An 18109-nucleotide genomic window follows, 5' to 3' on the forward strand; every position below is an offset into this window, starting at 1 on the left:
CAACCCTCCGAGTCTACCCTCTTCGGGTGTCCTCGGGCGAATCGGGCGCCGATCCGGCGCGGAGGGTGAGCACGGAGACTTCGGGCAGACACCCGAAGCGCACCGGCGCGTAGATCGAGTGTCCGAGGCCGGCGCTGACGTTCAGGGGGATGGTGCGGCCGCCGTGCGACCACGTGCTGAGGCCGCGTGCCTGATCCAACGGGATGTCGCAGTTGGCGACGAGCGCCTTCTTCGCGAACGGGATGCGGACCTGACCGCCGTGCGTGTGACCGCCGAAGATCGCCGCGACACCGGCATCCGTGAATCGATCGAGGACGCGGCGGTAGGGGGCGTGTGTGACGCCGATCTGCAGCCGCCGCCCGCGGAACGAGGGGAGCGCGGAGAACGCCGCCTCAGCCGCGTCGAGGTCGTCCCAGTCGCGGTGCGCGTCGTCCACGCCGAGTGCGTCGATGCGGATGCCGCCGGCGTTCACGCTCGCGGCGGTGTTGTTGAGCGTCGTCCAGCCGAGCTCTTCACCCATGAAGGCGTCGAGCGCGTCGGTGTCGAGGTACGTGGCGCGAGCGTGCTGCTCGGACGGTCCGGTGAAGTAGCGGATCGGATTGCGTCCGCTCGGGGCGATGACGTCGTTCGAGCCGTGCACGAAGAACCCGGGCACGCCACGGAGCGGGGAGAAGGCGGTGCGGATGCCCTCGAGGCCGTTCTCGTGGCCGAGGTTGTCGCCCGTGTTGATGATGAGGTCGGGCTGGACGTCGTCTGCGAGGTCGGCGATCCACCGCTGCTTGCGGTGCTGCCAGGGCGCCATATGGGCGTCGGACAGGTGCAGCACGGTCAGCGTGGGGGAGCCGGCGGGGAGTGCGGCGACATCGTGTCGACGGATTGTGAAGAGGTAGCGCTCGATGCCGACGCCCCAGACGCTCGCGCCGACGCCGACCGCCCCCACCACGCCGAGCGTGGTGAGGGCGGTGCGAGCGCGACGTTCTGTGCGGGTCACGGACCGTTCCCGTTGCCGTTGCCGTTGCCGTTGCCGTTGCCGTTGCCGTTCCCGGGCGCCGGCGCCCCGCCGACCGCGCTGCAGTCAGCGGCCTGGAACTGGACGGTGATCGTGTCGCCGCGACCAGCCGCCGTGCCCGCTGCCGGGTCGGTGCCGGTGACCACACCCTCCGGCGGTGCGCCTTCGGTCTGCGTGCACGACGCGGCGAAGTTCGAGAACCCCGCTCCCTGAAGTGCGGCGACGGCGTCCGCCGGAGTGCCGCCGACGCCGGGCACGACGACCCCCTCGCCGTTGCTCGGGCGGATCGTGACGGTCGAACCCGACACGACACGGCCCGCGCCGGGGCTCTGTTCGACGATCGTGCCCTCCGCCTCGGTCGCGTTGACCGCGTCGCCGACCGACACGCTGAAGCCGGCGTCGCGCAGACGGTCGCTGGCCGCGTCCACGGACAGACCGATCACGCTCGGCAGGGTGACGTAGGTGCGCTTGGTCAGTTCCTTGTCCGGCTTCGGGAAGGCCTTCCCGCCGTACTCCGCGTTCGCGGCGCGCTGCATGTCGGGCCAGATGGCATTGCGGATCCGAGAGAGACGGTAGCCCTTCTCCCAGTGATCGTCGAGACGGATGAAGCGCGAGCGTTCCCCGACCTTCTTCTTGTCGACGTTGCCGACCCAGACGACGGTCGCGACCTCGGAGCTCGCGCCGTCCATCCAGGTCTGCTCGAACTGGTGGATGCCGGTCTTGCCGAGAAGCGGTGTGCCGTCGAACGTGCGCGCACCCGAACCCGTTCCGTTCGACTGCATGACCGATTGCAGCGCGTACGCGGCGGTGGAGGCGACGGCCGTGCTGAGGATTCGCTTGCACTCGGTCTCGGGGATCGGGTGGTCGCTTCCATCGGCGTTGACGACCTTGTCGATGACCTTCGACTCGCAGTGGACTCCGTTCGACGCGATGGTCGCGTAGGCCTGAGCCATGTCGAGGGGAGCGACGTTCGCGTCGCCGAGCACGTTATACGGCTGGTTCGGCGAGAGGCCGGAGTTCGCCGGAACCTCGTCGAGCGGGCTGCCGTCACCGCGCATGACACCCATATCCATGGCTACGCGGTTCGTGCTGCAGATCGAGATCTTCTCGGCCATGGCGAGGAAGCCGGAGTTCAGCGAGTCCTTCGTGAAGCGGTAGACCGAGCCGTTGTAGCCCCGGTTGTTCTCGAAGTTGCCGATGTGGTTCGTGCGGCCCGAGTTGTCGGCGTTCTGCTGCACGCGCGCGCCGTCGCAGGTCTCGATGTTCTTCACGCCCGTGCGGCCGTTGATGTTCTCGTTGACCGAGTGGCCCTCCTGCAGCCAGTTCACGAGGCTGAACAGCTTGTAGGTCGAGCCGGCGGAGAAGCCGTTGCCGCCGCCCATCTGGCGACGCACGTTGTAGTTGATCTCCGTGGTCTTCTTGCCGTCGGCGTCGACCGCGTAGGGGCGGTTCTGAGCCATGGACAGGACGCGCCCGGTGCCGACCTCCACCTGCACGCCGGCCGAACCGAGGTCCATGTAGTCGACGGATGCCGGAACGATCGAGACAGCTTCGCGGGCGGCCGACTGCAGCTTCGGGTCGAGGGTCGTGTAGACGCTGAGCCCGCCGCGGCGCAGCGCGGCGTTGCGGTCGTCGGGCTCTTCGCCGAAGGCCGGGTCGGTGCGGATCGTCGAGACGACGTACTCGCAGAAGAACTCTGCCCCTTCCGCCTCCGCGCACCCGCTGGGGCGGCTGGTGATCTTCGGCTCGATCTTGGCCTCGACGGCGGCGTCGTGCTCGTCCTTCGTGATCTTCTTGTCTGCGAGCATGCGCCCGAGGACGTAGACCTGGCGCTCCTTCGTGAGGGAGTACCCGTCGGCCGCGGTGTTGCGGGGGGTTCCGTCCGACGCGGTGCGTGTTCCTCGCTCCGGTCGGTCGACGCGGAGGACGTTGGGCTCCACGACCATGCCGGCGAGAGCGGCCGACTGGGCGATGGTCAGCTTGTCGACCGTCGTGCCGAAGTAGTGCTTCGCCGCGGCGCCGATGCCGTACACCGAGCCGCCGAAGTGCGCGATGTTCAGGTAGCCGATGAGGATCTCGTCCTTCGAGTACCGCTTCTCGAGCTGGATCGCGAAGCGCATCTCCTGCAGCTTGCGCTCGTACCCCTCGGTGCCGGTGTTCGCCGTCGATTCTTCAAAGCACTTGCGGACGCCTTCGGCATCCGCTGCCTCTGCCTCGCAGTTCTGCTGCAGCACGTTCTTCACGTACTGCTGAGTGATCGACGAGCCGCCGCGGTTCGATCCTGAGCTGGCGTTTCGGGCCAGCGCGCTGATCGTGCCCACCAGGTCGATGCCCCCGTGCGCGTAGAAGTTCTTGTCCTCACTCGAGAGGATCGCGTCGTAGACGACCGGGTTCACCTGTTCGAACTTCACCGGGATGCGGTTCTGATCGTAGAACTCCGTCATCAGCTTCCAGTCGCCGTCGCTGTTCTTGGAGTACAGCTTCGTCGGCAGCATGAGCTTGTCGATCTGGAGATAGCTCGGCATGTTGTCGAACATCTCGATCGCGCTCGACGCCGCATAGCCGGACACCGCGATCGCGGGGGTGACGGTTGCCGTCACCAGCAGACCGGCGACAGTGCTCAGGCCGACGAGGCCGAGCACCCCTCCGAGCACGCCGGTGGTTGTCCTTTTCGAGTGGGGCATAGGGTGATGCTAAGGGAGATAGCTGGGCGATGGCTCGGTGACTCACCCGATCGCCACGCCTCCGGGCTGGTCCACCACGATCCTCGGGAGCCCAGATGACCACGTGGGAATACATGACCACACCGCTGCTGATCCACAACACCGCGGCGATCCTCAACAGCTGGGGCAAGCAGGGCTGGGAGCTCGTGCAGGTCGTCACCGGCCCCGAGGGTGGTCTCGTCGGCTACTTCAAGCGACCGAGCGGCGGCGGAGCCTCCAACGATGCGGCGCTCGGTGCAGCGGCGCAGGCGGCTCGTCAGTTCGGTCAGGGCTGATGTCGATCTCAGGCCGGCTGGCGGAGCTCGGGATCGATCTTCCCTCGGTCGTTCCTCCCGTCGCGGCCTATCTTCCCGCGAAGGTCCATGGCGACCTCGTGTACACGGCCGGTCAGCTGCCGATGATCTCGGGGGAGCTCCCGGCCACCGGCAAAGTCGGCGACGAAGCGGGTCTGGTCCCTGCGGCCGACGCCTACGGGCTCGCACGCCAGAGCGCTCTGAACGCGATCGCCGCAGCGGCCGCGGCCGTCGGGGGCGTCGACCGCCTGACGGGAGTGCTCAAGCTGACGGGGTTCGTGGCATCCGTGCCCGGCTTCACCGGACAGCCGGGCGTCATCAACGGCGCCAGCGAACTGCTCGCCGAGGTCTTCGGCGACGCGGGCCGTCACGCCCGCTCCGCCGTGGGCGTGCCCGTGCTTCCGCTCGACAGTCCCGTCGAGGTCGAGGTCGTCTTCACCCACGCCTGACCGGACCGGCCTGCGCGATCCCATCGGATCCGCATAAGCGCTCCTTCGGCCCGTCCTAGACTCGGGACTCACGGTGGGTGCATGAGCACACGTCGACCCCCCGCATCCCTGTTCCTCACCGGCATCGCGCTCGTCGCCGGAGCCTCGCTCCTGGCCGGGTGCGCCCCGGCTGCGACAGCTGGACCGGCATCCTCCGCGCCGTCGTCCTCGCCCGCAGCCGGCGACGCCTCACCGGCGTCCGCCTCGGATGGCGGTACGACTGCCGACCGCTCCGACACGGCGACGGAAGAGGCCAACGAGGCCGTCGTGACGCGCCTGCTCGACGAGACGTTCGCCGAGCCGGAGTCCCCGGAGGCGGTGGCGACGGCGAACGAACTCGTGGCCGCGGATGCCACGGCGCACGGGGCCGGCGCCGAGGACGGACCCTCGGGTCTGCTCGACGAGTTCGCCGCCGACGGCACCCGGGTGGCGGGCGGCCAGGCGGTCGTCAAGCGGATGGCGGCAGACGGCGACCTGGTCGCGGTCCACTATCAGATCACCGCCGACGCGACCGACGAGCGCACCGGCGACGCGGCCGTCGATCTCTTCCGGCTCGCAGACGGAAAGGTGGTGGAGCGGTGGTCGTTCACCCAGTCCGTGCCCACCGGCACGCCCGCGAGCGGCAACACGAACACCATGTTCAGCGACCTCTACGAGCCCGACGCCGCCGCACCGGCACCGACCGAGGCGCAGGAGGAGAAGAATCGGGAGTTCGCCGTCTCGGCTTACGACACCCTGTTCCGCGAGCAGGACCCGAGCATCCTCGATTCGGCGTTCGACCCCGACTATCTGCAGCACAACCTGGTGGCCCCGAACGGCACGGAAGCCCTCAAGCAGCTGTTCGGGAGCGGAGCGCAGTTCCCGCCGAACGAATCGGTCATCTCGCTCGCGGACGGCGATCTGGTCTGGACGATCTCGCAGGGCGTCGACGCGTCCGACGACTCGTTCGTCGCTGCGGACATCTTCCGTGTGGACGGCGGACTGATCCGCGAGCACTGGGACGTCGTTCCGACGAGCGCCGCGGGCTGACCCGCCTGCCGTCTACTCGGTCTCGAGGAAGATCTCCTCGATGGGCCGTCCGAACACGCGGGCGAGGCGAAAGGCGAGGGGCAGCGACGGGTCGAACCGTTCGCGCTCGATCGAGATGACCGTCTGGCGCGAGACGCCGAGCTCGTCGGCGAGTCGCTGCTGAGACCAGCCTCGCTCGCGCCGCAGGTCGGGGAGGGCGTTTCGCATCGGTCAGCCGCGACGCTGCTGGACGAAGTAGCGGATGCCGAACGCCCCCATCGCGAACACCACCACGCCCGCCAGCGCGAGCGAGGTCGGGACCTCGATGCCCGACAGGGCGACGGCCGTGGTCGACAGGCCCACGACGAGGAGGATGTCGCTGAACGCGCCGGCGGCGGCACGGTCGTACCAGGCCGACTCGATCGACTGCTCCGGGTGGGGGGTGGTCCCGCGGAGGGTGTTGCGGTCGACGAGGAACGCCCAGACCAAGCCCGTGCAGGGCCAGAGCATCACGAAGACGAACGCGATGCCGCCGAACACGGGGCGGGGGCCGGCGACGCCGGTGGCGACGGCGATCGCCCCTGCCCCGATCGCGAGGAGGAGGCCGAACGGGAGGGCCGTCCAGAGGGCAGGCCAGCGGCCGCCGCCGAACTTGACCCGGCCGAAACGGCTCCGGGTGTCGTCCACGGTCGCCGCGTCGTCGATGCTGTCCTCGGTCATGATGTCCTCTCGTGTAAAGTTCGCTTGACTCTTGAGGAAAGACTCTCATGTAAAGCTCGCTTTACGCAAGTGCGCGCGAGTGACCGTGACGCATCACGCCATAACGCTGAGTCCTGCCTTTCGGTACGAGGCTGCCAGCAGCACCGCGAGAGCGATCGAGGGAGGCAGCATGATCGCCCCGACGATGAGGAGAATGCCCGCGCCGATGTTGTTGAAACCGCCCTCGGCGTACGCCTGAAGCGTTCCCCCGGCGCCGACGATGAGCACGGATCCGATGGCCAGGAGCCCCGCTGTCGTCAGCATCGACACGAGGGGGGTGAGACGGTGAAGCCACGCACCGACGAGACCCGCGACGACCGCGGCGGCGCTCGCCGCAGCGACCACGATCAACTCGGATACGCCTTCGTCGGGGACGAGTAGATACACCGCCAGTGCGATTCCCGCCACGAGTAACGCCGTCGCTGAAGCGGCGGAGCAGGTGGCAGACGCGGTGGCCTTCGTGTGCTCCGACATCATTCCCCGTCCCGGTTGGCGGTCGCCACGCTGGCGGCCGCGTGCCCCGACGCTACCGCAGCGGGGCACGCGGGCGGAGACTATGCGCCGGTGACCTGGCCCTTGATCGCGCTCATGACCATGGTGTCGGCGAGAGTCGTCGTGTCGCCGACCTCGCGCCCTTCGGCGACATCGCGGAGGAGGCGTCGCATGATCTTGCCGGATCGCGTTTTGGGAAGCTCGGTCACGATGTACACGTCGCGCGGTCGGGCGATGGGGCCGATCTGGTCGCCGACCCACTTCCGGAGTGTGTCCACGACCCCTTCGACGGCGTGCGCCTTGAGGTACGACTCCTTCAGGACGCAGAACGCGACGACGGCCTGGCCGGTCGTCTCGTCGGACGCGCCGACCACCGCCGCCTCGGCCACGGCCTCATTGCCGACGAGCGCCGATTCGATCTCGGTCGTCGACAGTCGGTGTCCGGAGATGTTCATGACGTCGTCGACGCGGCCGAGGAACCAGACGTCGCCGTCCTCGTCGAGGCGGGCGCCGTCACCGGCGAAGTAGAAGCCCTGCGCCCCGAACTTGTCCCAGTAGGTCTCCTTGAACCGCTCCGGATCGCCCCAGATGCCGCGGAGCATGCTCGGCCAGGGTTCGGTGAGCACGAGCAGTCCGCCGCCCCCGTTGCCGACCTTCTCGCCGGCATCGTCGACCACATCGACGCCGATGCCGGGGAGGGGCACCTGCGCGCTCCCGGGCTTCGTCTCCGTCACACCCGGGAGGGCGGACACCATGATCGCGCCCGTCTCGGTCTGCCACCACGTGTCGACGATGGGAGTCTCATCGTGGCCGATGACCTTCCGGTACCACATCCAGGCCTCGGGGTTGATGGGCTCTCCGACCGAGCCGAGCAGCCGAAGCGACGACAGGTCGAACTTCTCGGGGATGGCCCGGCCGAGCTTCATGAAGGAGCGGATGGCGGTGGGCGCCGTGTAGAGCACGGTCACGCCGTACTTCTCGACGATCTCCCACCAGCGCCCGGGGTGCGGGCTGTCGGGGGTGCCCTCGTACATCACCTGGGTCACGCCGTTGGCGAGCGGACCGTAGGTGACGTAGCTGTGGCCGGTGACCCAGCCGATGTCGGCCGTGCACCAGAAGACGTCCGTCTCGGGGTGCAGATCGTGCACCACCTTGTTCGTGAACGCCGCCTGGGTGAGGTAACCGCCGGAGGTGTGGAGAATCCCCTTCGGCTTACCCGTCGTCCCCGACGTGTAGAGGATGAAGAGCGGGTTCTCGGCCGGAAACGGCTGCGCCTCGTGCTCGGCGGATGCCGCGGGCACGGCGTCGTGCCACCAGACGTCGCGTCCCTCGGTCCACGACACCTCGTTGTCGGTGCGCTTCACGACGAGCACGTGCTCGACCGACTCCTGCGGACCCGTGCCGCGATCGGCCAGCGCCTGGTCGACCGCCGGCTTCAGTGGCGACACCCGGCCCTTCCGGTAGCCGCCGTCGCTCGTGATCACGAGCTTCGCCCCGGCATCGTCGAGCCGCGCGCGGAGGCTGTCGGCGGAGAACCCTCCGAAGACGACGGAGTGGATCGCGCCGAGTCGCGCCACGGCGAGCATCGAGGCGACCGCTTCAGGGATCATCGGCATGTAGATCGCCACGCGGTCGCCCGCCTCGACCCCGAGATCGGTGAGCACGTTCGCGAGTCGCTTCACCTCGTCGGTGAGCTCGGCGTAGGTGACACTCCGCTGATCGCCGGGCTCACCCTCCCAGAGGAGTGCCACGCGGTCGCCGTTGCCGGCCTCCACGTGCCGGTCGAGACAGTTGTAGGCGACGTTCAGCTCGCCGTCCTCGAACCAGGTCGCGAACGGAGGGTTCGACCAGTCGAGGACCTTGGTGAACGGCGTGTGCCAGTGGAGATCGCGGGCCTGCTCGGCCCAGAACGCCTCGCGGTCGGCATCCGCTCGCTCGTACAGGCCCGCGTCTGCGACGGCCTTCGCGGCGAAATCCGTGGGCGGCGCGAACCGCCGCGTCTCGGAGAGGAGATGGTCGATCTGGCTGCTCATGCGGCGCTCCTTTGCGTCTGACGATGATGCCCTCGCGGCGGCATCCGTGCCACCGCGATCCCTGCACTGTAGGTTCCGCGAAGCGCGGCCGACTACCGCCGATAGTGGGGGTGCGTCGGGGCCACGGACACGGCGCGATGTCGTGGTGATGTCGCGTCGCGGTGAGGGCCCGAGGGCGGGTAGAATCTTTACTGCCCGAACATCTGCTTCGGTCTCGCGGCCCGCTGATCCCCCCTGACGCGCGGCTGCGTGGGCGGCATCCTTTCCCCCCAAAGGATGCCGCCCTTCTCTTTTGCTCCGGGGCCCCGATCAGGGGTGCCCGGGATCCTCTCCCCAGGGCGGAGCGGACGCCGCGTCTCCACGGCTCATCGCGGACGTCGAAGGAGCGGGCGCACGCCGCCCTAGCGTCGGGCTATGTCGCAGCCGTTCGTGATCGCACCCCGGGGTGGCACGCCGGCGGCCGCGCTCCGGCCCGTGCCGGCGCACCCGGTCGTCGAGCCCCTCCGCGCCTATCTCGCCGACCCCGCCGTCACCGACGTGTTCGTGAACGGGTCGTCGGGGCTGTTCGTCGATCGAGGTCGGGGGCCCGAACCGGTCGCAGGATGGGATGCCGACGACGTCGCCGTCCGCGACCTCGCGGTCGGTCTCATCGCCCTCGGAGGGCGCCACCTCGACGACGCGACGCCCTGCGTGGACGTCCGGTGGGAGCAGGGCGTGCGCGTGCACGCGGTGCTGTCGCCGATCTCGTGCGAGGGTGCGACGATCTCGATCCGTCTTCCCGGGGTGGGGATGCCGGACCTCGACGAGCTGGGACGCCGCGGAGCCTTCGACGCGGCCCTGGGGTCGCGTCTGGAGCGGCTGATCGAGGAGCGGACGAACATCCTCGTCACCGGCGCGACCGGAGCGGGCAAGACGACGCTGCTCGCCGCCCTCCTCGGACGGGTGCCGGCGGAAGAGCGGATCGTCACGATCGAGGATGTCGCGGAGCTCCGCATCGCGCACCCGCACCACGTGCGGCTGGAGGCGCGGCAGGCCAATCTCGAGGGGGTTGGAGCGGTCTCCCTCGCCCGACTCCTGCGGGAGGCGCTGCGGATGCGTCCCGACCGGCTGATCGTCGGAGAGTGCCGCGGCGAAGAGGTCCGAGAGCTCCTCACCGCCCTCAACACCGGCCATGACGGCGGCGCGGGGACCATGCACGCGAGCGGGCTCGCCGACGTCCCGGCGCGCCTCGAAGCGCTCGGGGCGCTGGCGGGGATGGGCGACCGCGCGCTCGCGCGCCAGGTCGCGAGCGCGATCGGGGCCGTCGTCCACGTCGCGCGGGGGAGCGACGGCATCCGACGCGTCACCGGCATCGCACGCCCGGTGGCAGACGGCGACCGCCTCGGCATCGAGGTGCTGTCGTGACCCGGGAGGGCGTCGACGTCGCCGCGGTCGCCGCGACCGTGCACCGACTCGCCGTCCTGCTCCAGGCGGGCGTCGCGCCGGTGCGCGCCTGGCAGCACCTGGCCGACGCCGGTGACGCTGCCGCTGCCGCGGTCGTGACGGCCGGCCGCGACGGCGGATCGGTGGCGAGTGCTCTGCGGCCGCGAGGGGAGGCGTGGGCCCAGATCGGGGTCGCATGGGAGGTGGCGATCACGGTGGGCGCGCCGCTCGCGGACAGTCTTCGAGGGCTCGCCGATGCGCTCCGCGATGCGCATCAGGCCCGCGACGACGTCCGCACCGCGCTCGCCGAGCCGCAGACCACGGCCCGCCTGATCGGCTGGCTTCCGCTCGTGGCCGTGGGTCTCGGCGCGGCGCTCGGCTTCGATCCGCTCCGCGCGCTCACGCATCCCGTGGGGGTCGCGTGCATCGTCGCCGGCGTGCTGCTCATGCTCATCACGCACCGCTGGACGCGGGCCCTCGTCGCGCGAGCTCAGCCCGGCGACGACATCCCCGGCCTCCGCGCCGAGGTCGTCGCGATCGCCCTCGCCGGCGGTGTCTCGATTCCGCGCGCTCTCGCCGTCGTCGAGTCCGCGGCCGGATCGGAGACGGATGCCGACACGGCGGCCGTGCTCGACCTGTCGCGATCGGCGGGCGCCCCCGCCGTCGAGCTCCTCCGCGCCGACGCCGCGGCGAGGCGCCAGGCCGCCCGCACCGAAGGACGGCTGCGCGCAGCGGCCCTCTCGAGCCGGCTGCTGTTGCCGCTCGGCGTCTGCACGCTGCCCGCCTTCCTGCTGCTCGGCGTGGGGCCCATGCTGCTGTCCGTGCTCACGACCACTCCGCTGACGCTCTGACGGAGGCCTTCAGTCCCGGTGCGCCCTGTCGTACCCACCATCTCGTGCCCACCCACATCACACCCAGGAGGAACCATGACCCACATCGATCTCCCGCCGTTGACGCGCCGACGCGCAGCCGACCTGTTCACCGATGAGAGCGGTGCCGCCACCGCCGAATACGCCATCGCCACCATGGCGGCCGTCGCCTTCGCGGGGCTGCTCGTCATCATCATGAGATCGGACGAGGTGCGCGGCATCCTGACCGATCTGGTCCGGCGCGCCCTCACCGTGTCATGAGGCGCGACGAGCGGGGGTCGGTGACGGCGGAGTTCGCCGTCGTCGTCCCCGCCGTCGTGCTCGTGATCGTCCTCGCCGTCTCGGCACTGTCCGTCGGAGGCAGGCAGGTGCGTCTCGAGCAGGCGGCCGCCCAGGCGGCTCGGTGGGCGGCGCGCGACGAGCCCGGCGATCGGGTGGCGGCGATCGCGCGCACGCTGCTGGACGGCGCGGCGGTGACCGTTCGCCGCGACGGCGAACTCGTCTGCGTCGACGCGGTCGTCGACGACGGAACCGCTCTTCCGCTGCCGAAACTCCGAGCACGCTCGTGCGCGCTCGCAGCCGAGGAGCTCTGATGGCGGGGACGGCGATGACGGTCGGCACCGTCGCGGTCGTCGCGACGCTGGCCGTCGGACTGACGACCGCCGGACTGGCCTCGGCGACGTCTGCGCGGGCCTCAGGAGCAGCGGATGCCGCCGCGCTCGCCGCCGCGGACACCGCCTCGGGTCTCGTCGTCGGCGTCCCGTGCGCGCGCGCTGCGGAGGTCGCCGAACGCGTCGGCGCGTCGGTCGAGAGCTGCACGCTGTCGGGGCTCGTCGCGACCGTCCAGATCACCGTTCCGTTCGGCGCGTTCTCGGCCCGGGCGAAGGCGCGCGCGGGCCCTCCACCCGGCGCCCGGTGAGCGCCCGGTGTCCCGCCGCCGGGCACTCTTGACAAAAGCGGTGTGTATGGTGTGCAACGAAGAAAGGACGCCACGTGGCACACGGCAAGAAGCTCGTCATCGTCGAGTCTCCGACGAAGATGCGCTCAATCCAGGGATACCTGGGCGACGGTTACGAGGTGATGAGCTCGGTCGGGCACATCCGAGACCTCGCCGACAAGAAGGACATCCCCGCTGACCTGAAGAAGACCTCGGTCGGCAAGTACTCCATCGACATCGAGAACGACTTCACCCCTCTTTATGTGGAGAGCGATCGGGGTAAGAAGACCGTCACCGAGCTCAAGCGCGCCCTGAAGGGCGCCGACGAGCTCCTGCTCGCCACTGATGAAGACCGCGAAGGCGAAGCCATCGCGTGGCACCTGCTCGAAACCCTCAAACCGAAGGTCCCCGTCAAGCGGATGGTCTTCCACGAGATCACGAAGGACGCCATCCAGGCCGCGGTGAACAACACCCGCGAACTCGACCACGCCCTCGTCGACGCCCAGGAGACCCGTCGCATCCTCGACCGCCTCTACGGCTGGGACGTCTCCGACGTCACGCGCCGCAAGGTCGGCCAGGGCACCAGCGCCGGCCGCGTCCAGTCGGCCGCGACCCGCATGGTCGTCGAGCGCGAACGCGAGCGTATGGCGTTCGTCTCCGCCTCGTACTGGGATGTCGACTCGACCGCGATCAAGGGCGCCGACGCGTTCGCCGTCCGCCTCGCCCGCCTCGACGGTGCACCGCTCGCGCGCGGCACCGACTTCGACGACACCGGCTCGCTCAAGAAGGCCGTCGTCGTGCTCACCGAAGACCAGGCCCGCGCACTGGCGGAGGCCCTCACCGCCGCCGGCGCCGCATCGGTCACCGCGGTCGAGGCCAAGCCCGGTACCCGCAGCCCCAAGCCCCCGTTCACGACCTCCACCCTCCAGCAGGAGGCCGGTCGCAAGCTCTCGATGAGCGCCAAGCACGCCATGGGCGTCGCGCAGCGACTCTACGAGAAGGGGTACATCACGTATATGCGAACCGACTCGACCGCCCTGTCGACCCAGGCGGTCACGGCCGCGCGTTCGCAGGCGGTGGCGCTCTACGGCGACAAGGCCGTGCCCGCCAACCCGCGCAGCTACCGCAACAACGCGAAGAACGCGCAGGAGGCGCACGAGGCGATCCGTCCCTCGGGCGAGGTCTTCCGCAAGCCCCAGGACGTCTCGTCCGGGCTCGACCGCGACGAGCTGCGGCTCTACGACCTCATCTGGAAGCGCGCGATCGCGAGCCAGATGTCCGACGCGAAGTACGAGACCACGACGGTCACGATCGATGCGGATGCCGCGGGCCAGACAGCCACGTTCACGGCATCCGGCACGGTCTACACCTTCAAGGGCTTCCTCGAGGCCTACGAAGAGGGACGCGACGAGAAGCGCAACGACAACGACCGCACCGACGACCAGTCGCTCCCGGCGCTCAGCGTGGGCGACGCGCTCACCCTGCGCGACATCGAGCCGAAGGGGCACGCGACCAGCCCGAAGCCGCGGTTCACCGAGGCATCCCTGGTCAAGGCGCTCGAGGAGAAGGGCATCGGTCGCCCCTCGACGTTCGCGAGCATCATCGACGTGATCCTCGACCGCGGGTACGTCTCGAAGCGGGGCCAGGCCCTGGTGCCGAGCTGGCTCGCGTTCAGCATCGTGCGCCTGCTCGAGGAGCACTTCGCCGATCTCGTCGACTACGACTTCACGGCTGCCCTCGAAGACGATCTTGACGCGATCGCCCGCGGCGAGCAGAACCGTGCGGCCTGGCTGCAGGAGTTCTACTTCGGGTCGGAGGGCCACGTCGGCTTGCGCAACATCATCGACAACCTCGGTGACATCGATGCGCGCGAGATCAACTCCACGAAGATCGGCGACGTCGCGGTTCTCCGCTTCGGGCGCTACGGACCGTACCTCGAAGTCCCCGGTTACGACCCCGAGACACCGCGTCGTATCAACGTCCCCGAAGACCTCGCCCCCGATGAGCTCACGCCTGCCAAGGCGCGCGAACTGATCGACGCGCCGGTCGGCGGCGACCGGGTGCTCGGGCAGAACCCCGACAACGGTCGCGACGTCGTGATCAAAGACGGCCGGTTCGGTCCTTACCTCGAAGAGGTCCTTCCCGAGGAGGAGGCACCCGCCGAGCCCGAGGCGAAGCCCAAGCGCGGCGCCAAGAAGGTCGTGCCGCCCAAGCCCAAGCGGGCCTCGCTGTTCAAGAGCATGTCGCCCGAGACGATCGACCTCGCGACGGCGCTCAAGCTGCTGTCCCTGCCGCGCGAGGTGGGTGTCGACCCCGAGTCGAACGTCGCCATCACCGCGCAGAACGGCCCGTACGGTCCCTACATCAAGAAGGGCACCGACTCGCGGAGCATCGCGAGCGAGGACATGATCTTCGACATCACCCTCGAACAGGCGCTCGAGATCTACTCGCAGCCGAAGTACGCGAACCGTGCCGCGACCTCCCTCAAGGAGTTCGAGGCCGACCCGGTCAGCGAGAAGCCGATCCGCATCAAGGACGGTCGCTTCGGCGCCTACGTCACCGACGGGACGACGAACGTCACCATCCCGAAGGGTCAGACGCCCGACGACATCACGTTCGAGGTCGCCGTGCAGATGCTTGCCGACAAGCGCGCGAAGGGCCCTGCCCCCAAGCGCACGACCCGCAAGCCCGCCGCCCGCAAGCCCGCCGCGAAGAAGAAGTGACCCGCGGGCTCTGGATCACCCTCGAAGGAGGCGACGGCTCGGGGAAGACCACCCAGGCCGGCCTCCTCGAGGAGTGGGTGCGGACGACCGGGCGGTCGGTCGTGCGCACACGCGAACCCGGCGGCACCGAGGTCGGCGTGCTGATCCGCGACATCGTCCTGCACCATCGCGGTGACATCGCGCCCCGCGCGGAGGCGCTGCTCTACGCGGCGGATCGTGCCCACCACGTGGCAACGCTCGTGCGTCCCGCGCTGGAGCGCGGCGAGGTCGTGATCCAGGACCGCTACCTCGATTCGTCCGTCGCCTACCAGGGTGCCGGTCGTGTGCTCGACGGAGCCGGCATCCGGGATCTGTCGCTCTGGGCGACCGAGGGCGCCCTTCCCGATGTGACCGTGCTGCTCGACGTCGACCCCGCGGTCGCCCGCGCCCGGCTCGACGCCGCCGACAAACCCTTCGACCGGCTCGAGGCCGAGAAGAGCGCGTTCCATGAGCGCGTCCGCGAGGCGTTCCTCGCGCTCGCCCACGCCGAACCCGGCCGCTTCGTCGTGGTCGACGCGACCGCGCCGGTCGCGGAGATCGCCGAGGTCGTCCGCGCCCGGGTCGCCGCGGCCCTCGACGCGCAGAGCGGCGTCGGCGCCACGCCGTAGGCTGTCGACATGACGACCGCCGCCCCCGCCACGCTGCCGTGGGGTGAGGTCTGGGGCCAGGACGACGCCGTGCAGCAGCTCAGCGCCGCGGCATCCGACCCGAGCCAGCTCGCCCACGCCTGGCTGATCACCGGCCCGCCCGGATCGGGGCGATCGACCCTCGCATACGCCTTCGCGGCCGCCCTCATCGCCGAGCCCGGCGACGAGAACGCGATGCGTCAGGTGATCGCCCGCACGCACCCCGACGTCACGGCGCTGCGCACCGAGGGCGTCATCATCTCGATCAAGGATGCGCGCGCCCTCGTCGAGCGCTCGTACTTCTCGCCGTCGCTCGGCCGCTACCGCGTCATGGTCATGGAAGACGCCGACCGCATGGTCGAGCGCACCAGCAACGTGCTGCTGAAGGCCCTCGAGGAGCCGCCCGAGAACACCGTCTGGATCCTGTGCGCCCCGAGCGACGCCGACCTCCTGCCGACGATCCGTTCGCGCGTGCGCATCCTGCGCCTCCGCGAGCCCGACGTCGCCGACGTTGCACGGCTGATCTCGGCACGCACAGGAGTGAGTGACGCCGTGGCGGAGCAATCGGCGCGCCTCGCCCAGCGTCACATCGGAATGGCGCAGCGCCTCGCGACGGACGCGGCCTCACGCGATCGACGCGAGCAGACGCTCCGCTCGGTGCTCGGGGTCCGCGGGGTCGGAGACGCGGTCGAGATCGCCGCGCGCATCGTCGCTCTGGCGACGGAGGATGCCAAGGCGCTCACCGCCGCGCGCGACGACGACGAGCGCACGGCGCTCCTGCACACCCTCGGCGTTACTCCGGGCGGCGCTGTGCCTCCGGCCGTCCGCAGCCAGGTCAGCGCCCTCGAAGACGACCAGAAGCGCCGCGCGACGCGCAGCCTGAGAGATGGGATCGACCGAGTGCTCACCGACCTCGAGTCGCTGTACCGCGACACCCTCATGCGGCAGTTCGGTCGCGCGACCGACCTCATCAACCGCGAGCTCGAACCTGACATCGACGCGCTCGCGGCCGCATGGGCTCCGCAGCGGACCCTCACGGTTCTCGACGCGATCGCCGAGACCCGCACGAACCTGCAGGGCAACGCCGCCCCCGCGCTCGCCCTCGAGAGCATGCTCATCACCGTCGCCACGGGGCGTCGGCAGTGAGGCGCCTCCTTCGCGCCCTCGTCCCCGCCGTCGTGGCGATCACCGCGGTGGCTGCGCTCACGTCGTGCGCGCCCGAAGAGCGACGCGACGCGCCCGACCGACCGCCGGTGACCGACGGGGTCCCCGCCGAGCTGGTCGACTACTACTCGCAGGACATCGGCTGGGAGCGGTGCGAGGGCGGCGGCGACGGCGACTTCTTCTGCGGGACGGTCACGGCCCCCGTCGACTGGGCGAAGCCCGGCGAGGAGGACCTCGAGCTCGCGGTGATCGTGCGTGTCGCCTCCGGAGAATCGAAGGGCTCGCTGCTCGTGAACCCCGGCGGGCCGGGTGCCAGCGGTGTCGACCTGGTCCGCGGATCGGCATCCTTCGCCGTGGGAGAGGAGCTGCTGGGCAGCTACGACGTCGTCGGGTTCGACCCGCGCGGCGTCGGCGCATCGACGGCCGTCACGTGCCTCGACCCCGAAGCGATGGACGCGTACCTGTTCGACGTGCCCGCGGCCCCCCGCGGCAGTGCGGCCTGGGAGGGCGAGCTCACGGAGCGCGCCGACACGTTCGTCGAAGCGTGCACGGAGAACAGCGGCGACATCCTGCCGCAGATCACGACAGCGAACGCCGCGCGCGACATGGACCTGCTCCGCGGCGTGCTGGGCGACGAGAAGCTCAACTACCTCGGCTACTCGTACGGGGCGTTCCTCGGCGCCACCTACGCCGAGCTGTTCCCCGAGCGGGTCGGTCGCGTCGTGCTCGACGGCGGCATCGATCCCTCGGTGCCGGGCAGCGAGGTGGGCGCGCGTCAGGCGGTCGGCTTCGAATCGGCTCTCCGCGCCTACATGGCGTCATGCCTCGAGTCCGGTGAGGACTGCCCGTTCGAGGGCTCGCTCGACGCCGCGATGACCCAGCTGGCCGATGCCCTCGCCGCGATCGACGAGTCGCCGCTCACGGCGACGGACGGGCGCGAGCTCGGCGGCGACGCCGCGGTCATGGGCATCATCACGGCGCTCTACAGCGAGGAGAACTGGACCTACCTGACCTCGGCCCTCACCGCAGCCCTCGAAGGCGACGCCGACCCGATGTTCATCCTCGTCGACACGTACTACAACCGCATCGACGGCCAGTACCTCGACAACTCCACCGAGGCGTTCACGGCATACAACTGCATGGACTACCCGGCCGATCCGGTCGACGCCCAGGACGCCGCCGACGCCCTCGTCGAGGAGAAGGCGCCCACGATCGCGCCCTACTGGACCGGCGTCGACCTCTGCGCCTCGTGGCCCTACCCGCCGACAGGAACCCGCGGCGAGATCCACGCGTCGGGGGCCGATCCGATCCTCCTCGTCGGCACGACCAACGACCCCGCCACACCCTACGAATGGTCGGCCGCCCTCGCCGAGCAGCTCGACTCCGGCATCCTGCTCACCCGCGTCGGCGAGGGGCACCTCGGCTACAACAAGGGCAATGCGTGCATCGATGACACTGTCGAGGCGTATTTCGTGTCGGGTACGGTGCCGGACGCCGACATCACCTGCGAGTGAGCGCCGCCAC

18 protein-coding genes are annotated in these 18109 nt (G+C 69.9%); 12 read left to right on the forward strand and 6 right to left on the reverse strand.

Features of this window, described 5'->3' with window-relative positions:
- Positions 1–13: 13 nt before the first annotated feature.
- Positions 14–991: a metallophosphoesterase gene (locus ACJJV7_RS03030; protein ID WP_405372370.1), complete on the reverse strand. Its 978-nt coding sequence runs from the start codon at positions 989–991 to the stop codon at positions 14–16.
- On the reverse strand, positions 988–3693 hold the full coding sequence (locus ACJJV7_RS03035) for a transglycosylase domain-containing protein (protein WP_405372372.1): 2706 nt from the start codon (positions 3691–3693) through the stop codon (positions 988–990). Before ACJJV7_RS03035 ends, ACJJV7_RS03030 begins: the two co-directional genes overlap by 4 nt.
- A 95-nt stretch (positions 3694–3788) precedes the next feature.
- Here ACJJV7_RS03035 and ACJJV7_RS03040 point away from each other — a divergent pair, with 95 nt between their 5' ends.
- The 3 genes from ACJJV7_RS03040 (at position 3789) to ACJJV7_RS03050 (ending at position 5542) form a co-directional block, all read left to right on the forward strand.
- A complete protein-coding gene (locus ACJJV7_RS03040; protein ID WP_405372374.1) occupies positions 3789–4007 on the forward strand; it encodes a hypothetical protein in 219 nt (72 codons plus the stop codon).
- Positions 4007–4474: a RidA family protein gene (locus tag ACJJV7_RS03045; protein WP_405372376.1), complete on the forward strand. Its 468-nt coding sequence runs from the start codon at positions 4007–4009 to the stop codon at positions 4472–4474. Before ACJJV7_RS03040 ends, ACJJV7_RS03045 begins: the two co-directional genes overlap by 1 nt.
- An 81-nt stretch (positions 4475–4555) precedes the next feature.
- Entirely contained in the window at positions 4556–5542 is a 987-nt protein-coding gene (locus ACJJV7_RS03050) for a nuclear transport factor 2 family protein (protein ID WP_405372377.1), read from the forward strand.
- 12 nt (positions 5543–5554) lie between these two features.
- Here the strand turns inward: ACJJV7_RS03050 and ACJJV7_RS03055 are convergent, their stop codons facing one another.
- The 4 genes from ACJJV7_RS03055 to acs form a co-directional block, all read right to left on the reverse strand.
- Positions 5555–5749, reverse strand: coding sequence for a helix-turn-helix transcriptional regulator (locus tag ACJJV7_RS03055; protein ID WP_405372378.1), 195 nt, complete (start codon positions 5747–5749; stop codon positions 5555–5557).
- 3 nt (positions 5750–5752) lie between these two features.
- Positions 5753–6241 (reverse strand): hypothetical protein, encoded by a 489-nt coding sequence (locus tag ACJJV7_RS03060; protein WP_405372380.1) that lies wholly within the window; start codon positions 6239–6241, stop codon positions 5753–5755.
- A 93-nt stretch (positions 6242–6334) separates the two neighbouring features.
- On the reverse strand, positions 6335–6688 hold the full coding sequence (locus ACJJV7_RS03065) for a hypothetical protein (protein WP_405372382.1): 354 nt from the start codon (positions 6686–6688) through the stop codon (positions 6335–6337).
- A gap of 146 nt (positions 6689–6834) precedes the next feature.
- Positions 6835–8805, reverse strand: a complete 1971-nt coding sequence (acs, locus tag ACJJV7_RS03070; RefSeq protein WP_405372384.1) for an acetate--CoA ligase — start codon at positions 8803–8805, stop codon at positions 6835–6837.
- A gap of 414 nt (positions 8806–9219) precedes the next feature.
- Here acs and ACJJV7_RS03075 point away from each other — a divergent pair, with 414 nt between their 5' ends.
- The 9 genes from ACJJV7_RS03075 to ACJJV7_RS03115 all read left to right on the forward strand — a co-directional run bounded on the left by ACJJV7_RS03075 (position 9220) and on the right by ACJJV7_RS03115 (position 18099).
- A complete protein-coding gene (locus ACJJV7_RS03075; protein WP_405372386.1) occupies positions 9220–10209 on the forward strand; it encodes a TadA family conjugal transfer-associated ATPase in 990 nt (329 codons plus the stop codon).
- Positions 10206–11078: a type II secretion system F family protein gene (locus tag ACJJV7_RS03080; RefSeq protein WP_405372388.1), complete on the forward strand. Its 873-nt coding sequence runs from the start codon at positions 10206–10208 to the stop codon at positions 11076–11078. The genes ACJJV7_RS03075 and ACJJV7_RS03080 overlap by 4 nt, the downstream gene beginning before the upstream one ends.
- A 75-nt stretch (positions 11079–11153) precedes the next feature.
- On the forward strand, positions 11154–11357 hold the full coding sequence (locus tag ACJJV7_RS03085) for a DUF4244 domain-containing protein (RefSeq protein ID WP_405372390.1): 204 nt from the start codon (positions 11154–11156) through the stop codon (positions 11355–11357).
- A complete protein-coding gene (locus tag ACJJV7_RS03090; RefSeq protein ID WP_405372392.1) occupies positions 11354–11689 on the forward strand; it encodes a TadE family type IV pilus minor pilin in 336 nt (111 codons plus the stop codon). The genes ACJJV7_RS03085 and ACJJV7_RS03090 overlap by 4 nt, the downstream gene beginning before the upstream one ends.
- Positions 11689–12015 (forward strand): Rv3654c family TadE-like protein, encoded by a 327-nt coding sequence (locus ACJJV7_RS03095; RefSeq protein WP_405372393.1) that lies wholly within the window; start codon positions 11689–11691, stop codon positions 12013–12015. Before ACJJV7_RS03090 ends, ACJJV7_RS03095 begins: the two co-directional genes overlap by 1 nt.
- 74 nt (positions 12016–12089) lie before the next feature.
- On the forward strand, positions 12090–14756 hold the full coding sequence (topA, locus tag ACJJV7_RS03100) for a type I DNA topoisomerase (RefSeq protein ID WP_405467814.1): 2667 nt from the start codon (positions 12090–12092) through the stop codon (positions 14754–14756).
- Complete coding sequence (tmk, locus tag ACJJV7_RS03105; RefSeq protein WP_405372396.1) at positions 14753–15403, forward strand: dTMP kinase; 651 nt, start codon at positions 14753–14755, stop codon at positions 15401–15403. The genes topA and tmk overlap by 4 nt, the downstream gene beginning before the upstream one ends.
- Positions 15404–15412: 9 nt before the next feature.
- Positions 15413–16567 carry a DNA polymerase III subunit delta' gene (locus ACJJV7_RS03110; RefSeq protein ID WP_405372397.1) on the forward strand — a complete coding sequence of 385 codons (1155 nt, stop codon included), beginning with the start codon at positions 15413–15415 and terminating at the stop codon, positions 16565–16567.
- Positions 16564–18099, forward strand: a complete 1536-nt coding sequence (locus ACJJV7_RS03115) for an alpha/beta hydrolase (RefSeq protein WP_405372399.1) — start codon at positions 16564–16566, stop codon at positions 18097–18099. Before ACJJV7_RS03110 ends, ACJJV7_RS03115 begins: the two co-directional genes overlap by 4 nt.
- Positions 18100–18109 lie beyond the last annotated feature (10 nt).

Origin of the sequence: Microbacterium sp. Ld4, from assembly GCF_045066555.1 — a bacterium.
GTDB lineage: Bacteria > Actinomycetota > Actinomycetes > Actinomycetales > Microbacteriaceae > Microbacterium.

Bases quoted from the DNA above. Each gene is read 5' to 3' on its own strand.
- ACJJV7_RS03035 (WP_405372372.1), bottom strand. From the start codon at position 3,693: ATGCCCCACTCGAAAAGGACAACCACCGGCGTGCTCGGAGGGGTGCTC.
- ACJJV7_RS03040 (WP_405372374.1), top strand. From the start codon at position 3,789: ATGACCACGTGGGAATACATGACCACACCGCTGCTGATCCACAACACC.
- ACJJV7_RS03045 (WP_405372376.1), top strand. From the start codon at position 4,007: ATGTCGATCTCAGGCCGGCTGGCGGAGCTCGGGATCGATCTTCCCTCG.
- ACJJV7_RS03050 (WP_405372377.1), top strand. From the start codon at position 4,556: ATGAGCACACGTCGACCCCCCGCATCCCTGTTCCTCACCGGCATCGCG.
- ACJJV7_RS03055 (WP_405372378.1), bottom strand. From the start codon at position 5,749: ATGCGAAACGCCCTCCCCGACCTGCGGCGCGAGCGAGGCTGGTCTCAG.
- ACJJV7_RS03060 (WP_405372380.1), bottom strand. From the start codon at position 6,241: ATGACCGAGGACAGCATCGACGACGCGGCGACCGTGGACGACACCCGG.
- acs (WP_405372384.1), bottom strand. From the start codon at position 8,805: ATGAGCAGCCAGATCGACCATCTCCTCTCCGAGACGCGGCGGTTCGCG.
- ACJJV7_RS03075 (WP_405372386.1), top strand. From the start codon at position 9,220: ATGTCGCAGCCGTTCGTGATCGCACCCCGGGGTGGCACGCCGGCGGCC.
- ACJJV7_RS03085 (WP_405372390.1), top strand. From the start codon at position 11,154: ATGACCCACATCGATCTCCCGCCGTTGACGCGCCGACGCGCAGCCGAC.
- ACJJV7_RS03090 (WP_405372392.1), top strand. From the start codon at position 11,354: ATGAGGCGCGACGAGCGGGGGTCGGTGACGGCGGAGTTCGCCGTCGTC.
- ACJJV7_RS03095 (WP_405372393.1), top strand. From the start codon at position 11,689: ATGGCGGGGACGGCGATGACGGTCGGCACCGTCGCGGTCGTCGCGACG.
- ACJJV7_RS03110 (WP_405372397.1), top strand. From the start codon at position 15,413: ATGACGACCGCCGCCCCCGCCACGCTGCCGTGGGGTGAGGTCTGGGGC.